At 50.2% G+C, this 16,235-nt stretch carries 13 protein-coding genes; all 13 read left to right on the top strand.

Annotated elements, in window-relative coordinates; all coding sequences use genetic code 11:
- Positions 1 to 433, top strand: a 433-nt coding sequence (locus GRP75_RS10995; RefSeq protein ID WP_160789336.1) for a proline racemase family protein, incomplete at its 5' end; no start/stop codon positions are given.
- Positions 434 to 496: 63 nt separating this feature from the next.
- Entirely contained in the window at positions 497 to 1,384 is an 888-nt protein-coding gene (locus GRP75_RS10990) for a dihydrodipicolinate synthase family protein (RefSeq protein ID WP_160789335.1), read from the top strand.
- Between the two features lie 15 nt (positions 1,385 to 1,399).
- The gene (locus tag GRP75_RS10985) at positions 1,400 to 2,836 is read left to right on the top strand and encodes an aldehyde dehydrogenase family protein (RefSeq protein ID WP_160789334.1); all 1,437 of its coding nucleotides are present in this window, start codon (positions 1,400 to 1,402) and stop codon (positions 2,834 to 2,836) included.
- Positions 2,829 to 3,143 carry a (2Fe-2S)-binding protein gene (locus GRP75_RS10980; RefSeq protein ID WP_160789333.1) on the top strand — a complete coding sequence of 105 codons (315 nt, stop codon included), beginning with the start codon at positions 2,829 to 2,831 and terminating at the stop codon, positions 3,141 to 3,143. Before GRP75_RS10985 ends, GRP75_RS10980 begins: the two co-directional genes overlap by 8 nt.
- Positions 3,140 to 3,475, top strand: coding sequence for a (2Fe-2S)-binding protein (locus tag GRP75_RS10975; RefSeq protein ID WP_023987257.1), 336 nt, complete (start codon positions 3,140 to 3,142; stop codon positions 3,473 to 3,475). The genes GRP75_RS10980 and GRP75_RS10975 overlap by 4 nt, the downstream gene beginning before the upstream one ends.
- Positions 3,472 to 4,695, top strand: coding sequence for an NAD(P)/FAD-dependent oxidoreductase (locus tag GRP75_RS10970; protein ID WP_160789332.1), 1,224 nt, complete (start codon positions 3,472 to 3,474; stop codon positions 4,693 to 4,695). The genes GRP75_RS10975 and GRP75_RS10970 overlap by 4 nt, the downstream gene beginning before the upstream one ends.
- Before the next feature lie 86 nt (positions 4,696 to 4,781).
- Positions 4,782 to 7,082: a glycoside hydrolase family 127 protein gene (locus tag GRP75_RS10965; RefSeq protein ID WP_160789337.1), complete on the top strand. Its 2,301-nt coding sequence runs from the start codon at positions 4,782 to 4,784 to the stop codon at positions 7,080 to 7,082.
- A gap of 437 nt (positions 7,083 to 7,519) precedes the next feature.
- Positions 7,520 to 8,464 carry a copper amine oxidase N-terminal domain-containing protein gene (locus GRP75_RS10960; RefSeq protein ID WP_160789331.1) on the top strand — a complete coding sequence of 315 codons (945 nt, stop codon included), beginning with the start codon at positions 7,520 to 7,522 and terminating at the stop codon, positions 8,462 to 8,464.
- 4 nt (positions 8,465 to 8,468) lie between these two features.
- A complete protein-coding gene (locus GRP75_RS10955) occupies positions 8,469 to 11,744 on the top strand; it encodes a DUF5704 domain-containing protein (protein ID WP_160789330.1) in 3,276 nt (1,091 codons plus the stop codon).
- 193 nt (positions 11,745 to 11,937) lie between these two features.
- Complete coding sequence (locus GRP75_RS10950) at positions 11,938 to 12,825, top strand: LysR family transcriptional regulator (RefSeq protein WP_048481493.1); 888 nt, start codon at positions 11,938 to 11,940, stop codon at positions 12,823 to 12,825.
- 195 nt (positions 12,826 to 13,020) lie between these two features.
- A complete protein-coding gene (locus tag GRP75_RS10945; protein ID WP_075153824.1) occupies positions 13,021 to 14,241 on the top strand; it encodes a M20 family metallopeptidase in 1,221 nt (406 codons plus the stop codon).
- The gene (locus GRP75_RS10940; protein WP_023987264.1) at positions 14,238 to 15,656 is read left to right on the top strand and encodes a YfcC family protein; all 1,419 of its coding nucleotides are present in this window, start codon (positions 14,238 to 14,240) and stop codon (positions 15,654 to 15,656) included. The genes GRP75_RS10945 and GRP75_RS10940 overlap by 4 nt, the downstream gene beginning before the upstream one ends.
- A 236-nt stretch (positions 15,657 to 15,892) precedes the next feature.
- The coding region (locus tag GRP75_RS10935) for a rhamnogalacturonan endolyase family protein (RefSeq protein WP_483311088.1) at positions 15,893 to 16,235 on the top strand (343 nt) is incomplete at its 3' end.

Raw genomic sequence — 16,235 nt, 5'->3', positions numbered from 1 at the left:
GGCAAAAATTGTACGAACAGCAGTGCAGATTCGGGAGGCAGTGAATGCTGTTGTTGAGGTAGTACATCCTGAAAATCCGGTTATTCAAGGATTGACGCATATTGAATTCTACGGGGAGCCTGTGGCTCCACAGGCCGATTGCCGCAATGTCGTCGTCATCCCACCGGGAGGTATCGATCGTTCTCCTTGTGGCACAGGAACCTCGGCCAAGGTAGCGGTGCTGCACGCCAAGGGAAAACTGGGCTTAAATGAGCCGTTTGTACATGAAAGTATCACAGGTTCCATGTTTCGGGCTGAAATCGTGGGCGAGACGCAGATAGGTCCATATCCGGCAGTCATTCCACAAATTACAGGCTCGGCTTGGGTGACGGGACATCATCAATTTGTGTTGGACCCCGAGGACCCGCTTAAAGAAGGTTTTTTGCTGATGTGAGCATTTTGCATCATTCCCGAATGCTGAATATGAAAATAAAGATGGGAAAGGGTTGGTAAGCATATGGCACGTTTTGAAGGTGTATATGTGGCCTTGGTTACACCGTTCACGGCAGAGCTGGAGGTAGACCATAAGCGTCTGACCGAGCTGTGCGAGCATCTGATTGCAAGCGGCATTAGCGGACTGGTTCCTACGGGATCGCTGGGAGAATATGCGGCTTTGTCCCCGGAGGAACGGTCGCAGGTTGTGCATACCGTAATTGACGCTGCGGCAGGGCGTGTCCCGGTTGTTGTCGGCTCGGCGGCTCCGTCCACCAAACAGGCGGTGCATTGGATTCAGCATGCGAAGGATGCCGGAGCAGCGGGTGTCATGGCACTGCCGCCCATTAATTATAATCCACTGCCTCACGAGGTAACGGCCCATTATGAAGCATTATCGGAGGTGGGCTTGCCGATCATTGCGTATAACAACCCCCATGATTACAAGGTTGACTTGACTCCAGATATTCTTGCGGACTTGTCGCGAATTGAAAATATCGTAGCAGTCAAGGAATTTTCCGGTGATGTACGGCGTATTCACGCTATTTTGGATCAGACAGAGCTGGAGGTCATGGTCGGAGTAGATAATCTGGCGATGGAGGGGGCATTATTCGGCGCGACAGGCTGGATTTCGGGGGTACCTAATGCGCTGCCCAAGGAAGGGGTAGAGCTGTTCCGACTTGCGCAGGCGGGAAATATGGCGGAAGCGTCCGCGTTGTATCGCAGGCTGCTGCCGCTGTTCCACTATGATGCCAGCCCGCAATTGGTACAGTCCATCAAATATATGATGGAGCTGGCTGGATTTCCGGTCGGTCCGACACGTCCGCCCAGACTTGCGCTGCCGCAGGCGGATTATGACCGCATTCGGGAAGCATTTGCGGTGGCGGTTCGTCCAAGCGAAGTTTCATCCTGAATGGAGGTGAAGACGATGGAGAGCCGAAATTGGATCGGCGGTGAGTGGCAGAACCCTTCAGGCGAGGAAATGGTGGTTCACAATCCTTCGGCCTTGAAGGAGGAGGTCGGAGTCGTCCATTTTTCAGAAACGGGCGATATTACACAGGCCGGGGATGCGGCACGGCTGGCTCAGGCGGGTTGGGCCGCGTTAAGTCCCGCAGCACGGGGAGTTTATCTGTTCAAAGCAGCCGGGTTACTAGAGGCAGCATTACCTGAATTGGCTGAGCTGGCTAGCCGTGAGATGGGCAAGCCGATTACCGAGATGCGCGGAGAGGTCATGCGAGGTGTCCATCTGCTCCGATACTACGCGGCAGAGGGCGTACGATCCATCGGTACAGTCATTCCTTCGAATGAGCCGGGAGTGCTCCAATACACGAAGCGCATTCCGCTGGGTGTAACGGCAGTCATTACGCCGTGGAATTTTCCAGTAGCTATTCCGCTATGGAAAATCGCCCCTGCACTCTTGTGCGGAAACACGGTCATCTGGAAGCCTGCCGAACATGCTTCATTAACTGCAGTACGGGTCGCCGAGCTATTCGAGGCGGTGCAGCTTCCCCCCGGCGTGCTGAACTTAGTCATTGGGCAAGGTAACCGTATTGGCGATGCCTTACTGGAGCATCCGGTACTGGATGCGGTCAGCTTCACGGGTTCTACTGCTACAGGTTTGGGCATTGCGGGACGGTGCGCACGCCGTAATATCAAGTACCAGACCGAGATGGGCGGTAAAAATGCCGCTGTGGTGCTGAAGGACGCGGATGTGGCGCAAGCAGTAGCGATGATTGTTAGCGGAGCTTTCCGTTCAGCCGGGCAAAAATGCACGGCCACCAGTCGGGTAATTGTGGAACAGTCTGTCTATGAGACGTTCACGGAAGCCTTACGCCAAGCGGTGGAAAAAATACAGATCGCTCCGGCGCTTGACCCCGGTGCGTATCTTGGACCTGTGGCATCGGCAGGTCAGTATGAGAAGGTCATGTCCTATGTATCACTCGCCCGCCGGGAAGCCGATATTTTAGCCGAAGGTGGAGCCGCCGCCGGGGCGGATAACGGATATTATGTGCGTCCGATGGTGGCGACTGGACTTGATTCGTCCCATCCATTGATTCAGGAGGAGATTTTTGGACCTGTGATGGGGGTAATGCAGGCGGACGACTTCGAGGATGCGATTCGACTGTGCAATGATTCTATTTATGGATTAAGCGCCTCGCTGTTCACCCGCGATTTACGGCTGGCTCACCGGTTTCTGGATGAGGCGAACGCCGGTATGGTCCGGGTTAATCAGGAGACGGCTGGTGTCGAATACCAGGCTCCGTTCGGCGGTCTGAAGCAATCCAGTTCACATACCCGGGAACAGGGCCAGGCGGCGCTGGATTTTTATTCAGCGATTAAAACCTGCGCGATCAGCTATGAGTAAGCGGGCGACGGGACGAAGTGAGACGGTTGAGAGCGCATCAGGTCATCTGCTCGTATGTCGCTGTGAAGAAGTGAGTATCGCACAGATGGAGCAGGTCTGCCGCATGGGCGTGGACACCGTGCGCCAGCTTAAAATGGCTACGCGGGTGACGATGGGGGCATGTCAGGGCAGGGTATGCCGACAATTGGTGGAGTCATGGTTTTACAATCAGGTTCCTGCCGCCCGCCGGGAGGCGGAGCTGTTATCCCAAAGGCCTCCCGTGCGTCCCGTAACGTTCGGGCAGCTGGCAGAGGGAGGTTCCTTATGAGCCGCATGCGTATTGTAAATCATCCTATTTTGGGACCCAAGCCGGAACGGCGGCAGGTATCTTTCATTTTTGACGGTCGTCCCATGCAGGGATTGGCTGGAGAGCCATTGGCAGCAGCACTACTGGCCAGCGGTGTCCGTTTGCTGAGAAGGCATGAGGAATCCGGTACGGCCAGAGGTGTATACTGCGCCATTGGGCATTGTAACGAATGCCGCCTGACGGTTCATCCGTTCGGTACCGTCCGTTCCTGCCTGACCAAGCTGGAGGAAGGTATGGTGGTGGAAACCGGACGGCAACTTTCGAATGAAATCACAGGGAGAATTGTGACATGAATAAAATGGCGCATCTCATCGTCATTGGGGCGGGTCCCGCCGGATTGTCCGCAGCGGTATCGGCTGCTGAGCAAGGATTGCCAGTCACGGTACTGGATGAGTTTACAGAGCCGGGTGGACGCATGCCCGGGCAATATCATGAGGAAGGCAGTCAAGGCTGGTGGGTTGGAAAACACGTTTCGGATGAGCTGATTACCCGTTGCAGGGAACTTGGGGTGGACATTCGCTGCGGCGTTTCCGTACATGGTATGGAATATACAACGACGTGGGAAATTTCCACTTCCTGTGGATTGTTCACTGCGGATTACGTATTGCTGGCGACTGGAGCTGCTGAAATTCCCGTTCCGCTGGATGGCTGGACGCTGCCGGGCGTGATGTCCATCGGGGCCGCGCAGGTGATGACCAACGTTCATTACGTTAAGCCAGGAGAGCGAGGCATCATAGTGGGCATGAACGTATTGTCGATGGCGATTGCCCGCGAGCTGTCCGTCGCCGGAGTGAAGGTGGCGGCGATTACACTGCCGTGCGCTAATCCGCTGGCTGGTGCGGCGGCAGATCCGACAGCCTCCGCGAAGCTGCTGCTTCAGCTGTCGGGGCTGGCCCCTGCCGCCTGGATGCGTGCAGGCGGCAGGCTCGCAGCTGTGATGCGGATGGAGAAACTCATCGCGTGCTGCTATCCCCACAGAGGCTTCCGTCTGTGGGATATCCCGATCCGGTTGCGGACAGCAGTGCTGTCCGTCAACGGGCAGGACCGGGTCGAATCTGTGACCCTGATCCACGTTAAACCGGACGGCTCGCCTATTCCCGGCAGCGAGCGCGTCGAACCCGCCGACTTCGTGGCGTTGAGCGGCGGCTTGTACCCGCTCGCTGAGCTGGCGGCGGTAGCCGGGTGCAAGTTCGTGTACAGCCCTGAGCTAGGCGGGCATGTTCCACTGCATGGTGAGCGAATGGAAACCTCGCTCAAAGGGCTGTACGTTGCCGGCAATATTACCGGCATCGAAAGCGGGCTGGTCGCGATGGCCCAAGGTCGATTAGCCGCCGCTTCCATGCTCCATGCCGCTGGACTCGGCGGAGCAGGCGGGGAACAGCGGGTACAGGAGGCGATCCGTGAGGTCCATTTTGCACGCAAGCATGCGCTGATTCAGTTTCATCCCGGCATTACAGAGGCGAGAACGCAGCTGTACCAGCAGTGGGGGCAAACCTCTGGCAGCGGCGCGTAACGGCTCATTGTGTTTGATATGCATTTTTTTATCCCAAATTCGCCTTAAAGGAGGAACGGAAAGTGACTCTTAAAGCAAAAGCCCATATGAAAGCAAGGCCGTTCGCACTGAATGAGGTGGTATTGGCTGAAGGTCCCTTCAAACAGGCGATGGAGCTGAACCGATCTTATCTGTTGGAGCTTCAACCAGACCGCCTGCTGGCGCGTTTTCGGGAATATGCCGGACTTACGCCCAAAGCGCCTCAGTATGAAGGCTGGGAAGCGATGACTATTTCCGGTCATACACTGGGACATTACTTGTCCGCTTGCTCCATGATGTATGCTTCAACGGGCGATGAGCGTTTTAAAGAAATTGCACATTACATTACGGATGAACTAGCCGTTTGTCAGGCGGCGCATGGTGACGGATATGTATCCGGTATTCCAGGGGGGAAGGAACTTTTTGAAGAGGTGTCTGCTGGAAATATTCGCTCGAAGGGCTTTGACCTGAACGGTGCCTGGGCACCCTTGTATACACTGCACAAGTTATTCGCTGGCCTGCGGGATGCGCATCATTTGACAGGCTGTGATAAGGCATTAGATGTAGAGCGCAAGCTGGCGGACTGGCTCGAAGGAATTATGAAGCCGATGAGCGATGAGCAGCTCCAGCAGATGATGTTTTGCGAATATGGAGGCATGAATGAGGTATTGGCCGATTTGTATGCGGATACCGGGGAAGAGCGCTACTTGTGGCTGGCTGAATGCTTCTGGCACAAGCTGGTGCTGGACCCGCTTAGCTCGCAGGAAGACTGTTTGCAGGGCATTCACGCCAATACACAGATTCCGAAGATGATCGGGCTTGCCAAGGAATATGAGCTGACCAATGATACGAAACGCCGGGCAACGGTGGAGTTTTTTTGGGAGCGGGTGGTGGATCATCATTCGTATGTCATTGGCGGGAATAGCTTTGGAGAATATTTTGGCGCGCCAGATGGCTTGAATGATCGCATCGGGCCTCATACGACGGAGACGTGCAATACCTATAACATGCTTAAGCTGACCAATCATCTGTTTCAATGGAATGCTTCCGCCAAGGAAGCGGACTTTTATGAGCGAGGTCTATTCAATCATATTTTGGCTTCGCAGGACCCGGTTCACGGGGGTGTAACGTATTTTCTATCTCTGGCGATGGGTGGGCACAAGCATTTTGAAAGCAAATTTGATGATTTCACGTGCTGTGTCGGCACAGGGATGGAAAACCATGCGAGCTACGGCAGCGGCATTTATTTTCACGATCACGATAAGCTATATGTCAATCAGTTCATTGCCTCCACGCTGGAATGGAAGGACACAGGCGTTACGCTAAAACAAAATACTTCCTATCCAGATACAGATCATACGACGCTGGAGATTCAATGCGATCAACCTGCCTCATTTATGCTACTCATCCGTTATCCATATTGGGCTGAAAAAGGAATTACCATTCGTGTAAATGGCAAGGAGCAATCGGTTGTATCGGAACCGGGCAGCTTTGTCTCCATCGCCAGAACGTGGATTGACGGTGATGTTGTAGAGGTGACGATTCCGATGTCGCTGAGACTGGAGCAGATGCCGGATAACCCGGATCGGGCAGCTGTCATGTATGGACCGCTGGTGCTAGCAGGCGACCTTGGACCCTTAGAAGATCCTAGAGCCAAGGATTTCCTGTACACACCAGTATTCATCCCCCAAACGGAAAAGCTGGATGCCTGGATTCAGCCCGTGGAGGGCAAGACCAATACGTTTCGTACCTTGAATGCAGGGCATCCCCGGGATGTGGAATTATCTCCTCTGTATAAAATGCATGACCGTACGTATTCCGTATACTGGGACATTTTTACCAAGGAAGCGTGGCAGGAGGCGGAACAGGAATATACAGCGGCACGCGAAAAGCTGGCGATTCTGGAGCAGTGCACGATTGATTTTGCCCAACCCGGAGAAATGCAGCCGGAGCGAGATCATAACTTCCAGGGAGATGCTTCGACTCGCACCGGATATGTGAATAACCGACCTTACCGGAATGCGGGAATTGACGGCTGGTTTTCTTTTGATCTGAATACAGATCCGTCTGCTCCGATGCTGTTGGTCATTACCTACACAGCTACACTGGAAATGCCTAACTGCGGTTTTGATATTTTGATTAACGGTCATCCGCTTGAGAATTTTAGTGAAGGCTTTGATGAGGCCGATAAGTTTTACAACGTTAATGCTGCTATTCCGGCTGCATATCTGGAGGGGAAGGATCAAGCGACAGTGACCTTCAAGGCCAAGCCGGGACAGCGTATCCGCAGATTGTTTGGGCTGAGGATGGTCAACAAGGACGTGTATGAGCAACGCTATCAAGCTGGAAGTTCAGGTATACATGAATGATCTTTGAAATGTTTCGTGAGAGAAAAGTAACGTTTGATTTTTAGTCCGGTATGATTTATGATGTAAGAAATATTGGATGATGCTGGAATAATCCATATGGTGGTATGAGCTGATATATTCATAGTTTTGTCGCGCGTGAAGCACACGGGCTGTTTCTTCCTTCATAGGGGAGAGGCAGCCCTTTTTTATTGATATTTTGCGAAATATAAACTTTTTTAAAGAATCAGTTCTATGATTTAGGGGGAGGGCTTGCTCAATAGAGTCTATTTGTTTGGAATGCTTTGTATTAGAAGTTTTTCTTATAGATTTTGTAATAGGGAAACTCTATAATATATAAGTTGTATCCAGTATTTTCCGAAAGTGGGGATGCGATAAGTTTATGAGATTAGAGATGATATACATAGTTTAAAGTTTAAGCTGACAAAGGGGATAGAGAGATGAGTATGAAAAAATGGATGTTGAGTTTGACCGCAGTCACGTTGCTATGGGGGGCGACAAGTACGATTCCAACGACGGAGGCAGCAAGCAGCACCAAACCGATTGAAGTCTTGTTAAACGCAAAAAAAATACAGTTTCCAGATGCTAAACCTTTTCAGGATAGTAACGATTATGTGATGGTTCCGATTCGTTTTGTATCCGAAGCGCTAGGGGCTAAGGTAGGCTGGGAGAAAACAGGCGGTCAATTGGCTGTGTCGATTAAAAATGATGCACATGCTGTTAACATGACAGTGGGTCAAAACACCGCTACCGTGGATGGGCAGACCAAAACGTATGAAACGAAGATTATTTTGAAGCAAAACCGTACTTTTGTGCCGCTGCGGTTGGTAAGTGAAGGCCTGGGGCAAACGGTGGAGTGGGATAAGGTCAGCCGCTGGGTCTGGATTGGGAAGAAGGAAATTGCTGCGCTGGAGGATACAGGGCATCAGGCGGTGAGTATCGAGCCGTATAAGAAGACGATTAGTACAACACCTGGGCTTTTAAAAAATGTTATTGGTCAGCCATACAATAAAGTGGTAATTTTTAAACAATATGATTTGCCTGTTAAGATGCTGCGTGATATTTATTCAATTGAGCCTTATACAACCTCTAAGGGTGTATCCTACCTACAGATGAGAGTGAAAACGAATTCTACTGCAGGAGGGATTTTTTACCTGACAAGGAATAAAGACGCACGTCTTCGTCCTGCACTAGAACAAATGACGCAAGACAACGGGGATGGTACGAAAATGGTTTATTATCCGATCTATTCATCTGCTGATGAGCTTTACTTAGGCACTAAAAACTATAAATCTTTTAAGTTGCAAGATATTGAGTACATTGGTTTTGACCTCGCATCAAGGGACTATATCCCGATGATGGTTAATCCGTGGAAAGGAAATTAACCATATGAGCAACACCAAACGCATTTTGGCCGTATTGCTGGTGGGGGTACTGCTATTGTTGCAGCTCCCACCTTTTTATTTCTCCACTGACAAGGCGGCAGCCGATACGGAAATCACACCTTTGTCTTATTATGCGGATAAAAATGATCGCTATTTTGTCGGCATGATGTATTTCGACATGTGGAAGAACACAGCGGGGGAATGGGTAACCCAAAAGAAGCAGCCTGGAAAAGGAATGCAGGGTGAAGCAACCTTCACTTACAAGTTTCAGTTTCCGGGCCGTAAAATCAAGAACGTTACGGCTCGCTTATATACGATAGCCGATTATATGAATCATGGTGATTATTTTATAAAATCACGGTCAGACAATTATGAGGAATATGCGAGGCATATGAGTAAGGGCACAAAAGATTTAGATATCCGTCCCTTCCAAAAACAAGGAATTGGTTCAGATACTACTATCATCCCAATCACCGTAAACATGAAACTTGATCCAGTAGATCAGGCTCGAAACATCAAAGAAGAGAGCTGCCCGAACTGTGCCAAAGAAGTTGAAGCCTGGCGTATCTACCAGCCCATCCTGTTCAAGATCGAACTGGAGAGCAGTCTAATCGTCAAGCATTTTACCACTGATGGTAAATCGCTTAACAACGTATTTACACCGATAGAAGATGAATTAAAAGCTGATCAACTGTATGATTTCACCCCGCCAACCAACCCGAAATATGAGTATGTGGGTTATAAGAAAAGCACGACCAGTAAACCGCCAAGCGGAGATATTTTGCCGGGAATTGTACCCGGATTTACCTATGACGGTTCTTTTGAGCAGTTTACCGCTTATTTGTATTACAAAGAAGCTCAGGGCTGTCCTAAGCCTGGAGAAAGTCAAGAGGGAGCACCCTCAGATTGCCAAGATAATGAACAGCCAACAAAAGGTGTTGTCTGCTCCCGCCCCGTTCCAGGTCTGCGCTTGGAAACTGCCGAACTGGACCCGACAGTATCTGCCGTTATCAAAGCGGACCAGCGTGGTCGGGAACGATTTGACGTATCCAAAGGTATTCCTACATCTGAAAGCCTATACGGTCATGTGCAAGCGAAGAGATACCTTTTTCAACATAAGTTTGTGAACATGACAGGCCAGTGTACATATACAGTGAACGTAAACCGGGAATATCGATTGACCTGGCGGCCTAAGAAAAAATCTCGGCGGAGTGAGACCGTGAAGCGAACCTATACTTACCAAATCGTCCGTCCATACTCATATTGGACGATAGATAATTTGGAGGTGTACGGCATTAAGGAGGCTACGCTCCGAAATTATGCGTTACCTAATGAAACAATCACTTTGCGTCCGCAATCCTATACACCCCCTTCCTATATTGCAGCGACTCAGGGCAATTTTTATCCGCCCCCTGCACCCGGGACAGTGGATGGCGGTAGCCGTAGCAAAAACGGTGGCAGCAGCAAGCCGAGTGTACCTGATGACCGTAGCGCACTGAAATCCAAGGCAGAGGGGGCTGTTAAGGAAATCGAAGTGGAAAACGACACTCTAACCTTTGAAAACAAGATCATTATGAATCCGGAGCGCGTTAAGGTGAATGGCCCTAGGCCAGGCGTTATACCCTCTTCCGGAGCGATTGGGCCGGATGTGCTGTACAGTCCGGATCATGTGATTGATAAGTATAAGATAAATAAGTCCAATACGCCCAGCAGCGGTGACATCACTTACGCTATTCTCAAAGGAAATATCAATGGAGGTGCGGATAAAACGTTTCCGATACAGGGAATTAATACGGTGACTGTTCACACTCCCGTAGTGAATCTGTCTAAAGTGTCGGACGATGCTGCTCATAACCAGAAAACCCAACCTACGAAAGGACGATCCGCGCTTATTTTGGAGCGCCCTTTCCGGGTGACGATCTCGACAGCAGGCCCACATTTAAATATTCCTGGCTATGGTGATCGGGAGTATGCCAAATATGTACGAACCAAGCAGGTGCGATTTCCGTTCGATGTCTACGACAAAGGGAAGACACAATTTTATCCGCGGGGTACCTGGATCGACATTCCGGTGCAGCAGCTCGACACAGACTTTTATTTGCCCGTATGGGTGGATGAAGGCAACTATACAGTTGAGTTCCGTACCATTGCCGAAAATGCACCGGACGGGTTCACCGAACAACGCCATGCCAACACGGATATCGCCCATCATGTTGCCAATGATGTGGTGAATATTGAGGTCATCGGACGGATGTACGATTTTCATATCACAGATATTGCCGATTACCATTGGGAGCGGGTATTTCGACAGCGAAAAGGAAGCCCGACGCATAGTGGCCTGTCCTATTGGACGGGGCTTGGCAATATTGACGGGTTGCCTAGAGGGAACCCGGAGCCGTTCACCTTGCCCGTTCGTCCCGGCAGTCACCCATATGAAGGCTATGCAAATGTGGCGGTCAAGACAGGCTATCATTTCAAGTTTGACCTCAAAACCAAAGGCAATATGTTTAGCGCCAAGGACGGTATTCGCATCACGCCATCGTTCTATTGGGTGAGCAAAGATGGGCGACAGCGGGAAGAGGTGGATCTGTATACACATTCCGGCAGTCGAAAATTTATCCGTTTGGGATCGGCGGAGGACCGTGAAAAGCGATATGTTATTTTGAATGAACGGCTACGCAATGTGCCGATGGAGGAAATGCAGGACACGTCAGCCTACCAATACAAGCATGAGCTGAGTGAAGCACAGCAAAGCCAGTTGACACTGGAACGTTATGTTTCCCTGTATGCCCACCGTATTGCACGCGGCAAGACCTGGATTGGACGTTACGACTGGCTGGTACTGCCTGCGGCTGTGCGTACCTTGATTGGTCCGAAGACAGACCTGCCAGATGGGGTCAACGTGGATCGCGCTAATGCGTCGATTCAGCGCTGGTATGGTGAATATAGCCTGCCTGCTGATGTATACGCAGTCACCAAAGGCACGGATTTGCGCGAGGTCAGTCGCCGTCAGGAGCTAAACGAGCATACAGATATATTCAAGAAAACGGGCTTTATCGTTGTCAACTTTAATGTGGAGTCATTGCGTCAGGGGGACACCGAGCATCCGCATTTACAGTATATAAATGGTCCGCTATTGAACCAGTGGCAACTGGAGGGTTACCGCCGAGAGATAAAAGACCCGTACGGGCATATCTTTCATTTACAGGACGGGGATGTAGTATTTTATCATGCGGATCAGTCCAGTCGGGATGATTTCAGTTCATTTGTCCCTCACTAGCTTGCAGTAATCAAGACGAATCCTTATCAATAGTTAGCGCGAAAAATACGAAAACGGACAATGGAACAATCCACTGTCCGTTTTTTTATGCCTAAGTTTTTCATACGTTATAATAGACCGATATATCTAGGCTTTTTTTACGGAGAACAAAGGAACGGCTAAACAAAGGAATGATTGAATTGAAGGAGTGATCATGGTGGATGAAAAGGATTGTTTAATGTTGTGCTACATTGCAGAAGAACAGAGCATGAAACGTGCCGCCGAACGTCTATATATTACACAGCCTGCCTTGACCTACCGTCTGAACCAATTGGAAAAGGAGTTCGCTGTACCTCTCATTGTACGCGGGAACAGAGGAACGAAGCTGACCATGGAAGGGGAGCGACTGGTGGAGTATGCCAAACGGAATTTGAGGGAACTGACCGAATTAAAAGAAGCTGTCATTCACCTGAGAGGGGAAGTAAAAGGTACGCTGCGCTTGGGGATTTCAAGCTATTACGGACATTATCGGCTACCGCCGATTCTTAAAAGCTTTAAAGATATTTATCCTGACGTGCAATTTTCAGTCACCTGCGGACTCAGTGCGGAAATCTATGAGATGCTGCGCGGGGATGAAATTCATCTGGGTGTTATCCGCAATGATTACCCTTGGTCTGAGGGAAAGCATCTTCTTCATGAGGAGCATATCTGCGTGATCTCCAAAGAAGCTGTAGAGCTTGAGCAATTGCCGGAGCTTCCAATGATTCGTTATAAGGACCCGGGGAAGCCGCAACTTTCCGGTCATATGTATTCCTCGTTCAACGAATCGGTACAGGCATGGTGGAGTGAGAGAATAGGCCGTGCACCACGAGTTTCTATGGAGGTGGATAGCTACGAAACCTGCAAGGAAATGGTTCGGCACGGACTGGGATATTCAATCGTACCCGAAATATTTATCTCTCCCAAGGATGAACTGTATGCATTTAATTTGATTCGTAAAAATGGAGATCCTGTCCTGCGTAGAACATGGATGTTGTATAAAAATAAATCCAGCCGTCCTATGGCAGTGGAAAGATTTGTAGAATGGATGCTCCAGTCTTGAGGCTGTAAATACATTGAATATACGTAATTAATGGTGAAAAATAGCGTATATCAAGGACAAACATGTCATATATAAAATAATTTTAAGGATAAAGCCAAAAAATATTAAATTTACTTCACTGGTCTTCGCTTATACAATGTTGAATATTGGTTGTATAATTATTCGTTATTGCGAATGAAAGGCGGTATTCCATTGATGGATTTAACAACGAACGGACATAATGGCAGAACGCCATCCCATGAAGAGATTTTGAAGGCTGTAGATGCAAAGGATCATGAGTTGCGGGGGCTTGCCCGAACAATACATACCCATCCTGAATTGAGCTTTCATGAATATCAGGCTCAGGGATGGCTCACGAGTACACTGGAGCAAGCTGGTTTTGCTGTGGAAAAGGGGATTGCAGGACTGGAAACCTCCTTCCGCGCCGAATGGGAAGGGAAGCCCGGCGGACCGACAATTGCTTTGCTGGCAGAGTATGACGCACTTCCGGTGATCGGACATGCCTGCGGTCACAATCTGATCTGTACCGCATCGGTCGGAGCAGCCATAGCCCTAAAAGAAGCGATACCGGATCTACCCGGACGTATTGTGGTATTGGGCACACCCGCCGAGGAGGAGGGCGGCGGCAAAATCATGATGTGCGAGCATGGTGTGTTCGACGGCGTGGACGCCGTGATGATGGTGCATCCACAGAATAAAACGATGGTTTTACGCGGGGGACTGGCCTGCGTGGACGCCACGTTCACGTTTCATGGCAAGCAGGCTCATGCTGCATCCTCCCCGGAGAAAGGCATTAGCGCGCTAGATGCTATGATCAATGCCTTTGTGGCGATTAATTCCGTTCGCCAGTTCGTTACCAGCGACGTACGTATCCACGGCATTATTACCAAAGGCGGGGATGCTCCCAATGTCGTGCCGGAGCTGTGCGAGGCTGTGTTTATTTTACGGGCGCAAACCGTCGTCGGTCTGGCTGAGGTGAGGGACAAGGTGTATCGTGCTGTTCGTGCGGCGGCAGAAGGTATGGGCGCGACGGTGGATATTGTCGAGGGGCTTATTTATGCGGAGCGCAATACCAACAAGAAGCTGGCGGCTTTGTTCCAGAGCAAGTTGGAGCAGCTGGGTTTGGAGGTTCACGAGCCGCCTGCGCAGGGAGGGATCGGCTCGTCGGATATCGGCAATGTCAGCCAGATTACTGCAGCGATTCATCCTTATATCCGATTGGGTGACGCGTCCACGCACACGCCGGAATTTGCCCGGCTTGCAGGAGCAGAGGAAGGCATGATTGAAATGAATTATGCCGCCAAAGCGCTGGCGCTGACCGCTTATGATCTGGTAACCGATCCGGTGGCTTTGAGAGAGGTACGGACTGAATTTGAACAATGGCAAGCGTTGAGAAACGGGGGAGCATCCGAATGAGTAGCAACACGACCGTACCGAGCGGTCCGAAGAAATGGCTGAAAATGCCGCACACCTTTGTCATTCTTATTTTTCTGACCTTAGTGGCTGGAATATTGACTTATGTCGTTCCCGCTGGAGAGTTTGAACGGGTTAAAAATGAAACGACCGGCAAAACGCTGCTCGTTCCCGGTTCGTACGCTCATGTCGATCCGAATCCGGTTACGCTGTGGGACATCCCAAAATCCATCGTATCCGGTCTAGTCGATTCGGCTGATGTTGTCTTTTTCATTCTAATCATTGGCGGTGTCTTTCAGATTATTACTTCCTCGGGCACAATTGAGGCGGTGACCGGAAGAGTTGCGAGGTCTTTTTCCAACAAGGGGTTATGGGTCATTCCCGTGTTTATCACCTTGTTTTCCGTAGGTGGTTTTACCATGGGAATGTCCACTGAGGTGATGGTATTCGTGCCGATTGGTATTGCCATCGCCCGGGCGTTGAAATTTGATGCGTTGACGGGTACGGCCATGATTTCGCTGGGAGCCTCCTGCGGGTTTACCGCCGGGCTGCTGAACCCGTTTAATGTTGGATTGGCACAGGCGATTGCGCAAATTCCTATTTTTTCAGGGCTGTGGCTTCGTGCCATCCTGTTGGTCATCCTGATCGTTATTACGAGCTTATATATTATGCGTTATGCCAGTAAAGTGAAGAAAAGCCCGGAAAGCAGCCTCGTTTACGAATTGGAAAAGAGCGCTGAAGACAAGCCGGTGGATCTATCCAATCTGCCTTCCATACAGCTTAAGCATATCCTGATCATTTTGACCGTTATAGTAAGCTTCGCGATGTTAATCTGGGGAGTGTCCAAAAAAGATTGGTGGATGGAGGAACTGGCTGCCCTGTTTCTTTCGATGGGAGTCATTTCCGGCTTTTGTGCAGGCTACGGGCCAAGTCGCATTGCGACAGAGTTTGCCAAAGGGGCCAAAGATATCACCTATGGTGCCCTGATCATTGGTTTTGCACGTTCCATCGTCGTCGTGCTGGATCACGGCAATGTGATTGATTCGATCGTTAACAGCCTTGCGATCATGGTGGGACATCTGCCGGAATCCGTGCAAGTGCTGGGTATGTATGTGTTCCAAAATGTCATGAATGTATTTATTACCTCCGGTTCGGGGATGGCAGCGACGACGATGCCCATTATGGTGCCGCTGTCCGATCTGTTGGGTATTACACGGCAGACCACAGTCCTTGCATTCCAGTTGGGAGATGGATTTTCGAATATGATTTTGCCTACTTCCTCTGCCTTAATGGGGAGTTTGGCGGTGTCGGGTATTCCATATCAGAAATGGGTTCGCTTCTTTTGGCCGTTACTGGCCGCCTGGTTCGTACTGGGTGCAGTATTCGTGGTTGTAGCTCAAATTATTGGGTATCACTAAAATATAAAAGGAAAATTAGATATATATTGAGTCCTCAGTATGCCGTTAACAGGCTTGGTGAGGGCTGTTTTATTTGGAATGAGTAAACAACACGGTTTTGTGTAGAGAAATCCTCGGATATTTAAACGCGTTTGGGGGAACGGCAAAACTATAATAATAGGGAATTTAATTTATGTAAGCGCAATCATTTCGGGTATTTGCTTGTCATCACAATACATTCGAGGAGGACGACCTGGATGGCTCAAGGGAAAGGCGCATGGCGAAAGGGAAGCTTGACCGCCGCGTTGGCAGCGATGCTGGCGATGACGGGGACGACTGGAGGAGTGGCTGCGGAAGACTTGTCCGAACCGACGCTGCAGGCGGAATCAGCAATCGCAGTTGAACAGAATCGTAGCGGCAGCATTCAGCTGGAAAAGCTGGATCGCGGACTGGTAGCTGCGGTAACGCAGGAGGGGGTATTTTTAAGCTGGCGGTTATTGGCTCAAGAAGTGAACGGTTACGGTTCAACGGGGCTGACAGGAGCGGACTTTAACGTATATCGTGACGGTAAGAAGATCGCGACAGTGACCGACAGTACCA

Source organism: Paenibacillus sp. OT2-17 (genome assembly GCF_009827695.1).
GTDB lineage: Bacteria > Bacillota > Bacilli > Paenibacillales > Paenibacillaceae > Paenibacillus > Paenibacillus polymyxa_B.
The sequence above is the reverse complement of the archived record's forward strand: the minus strand, read 5'-3'. Positions and strand labels throughout refer to the sequence as shown.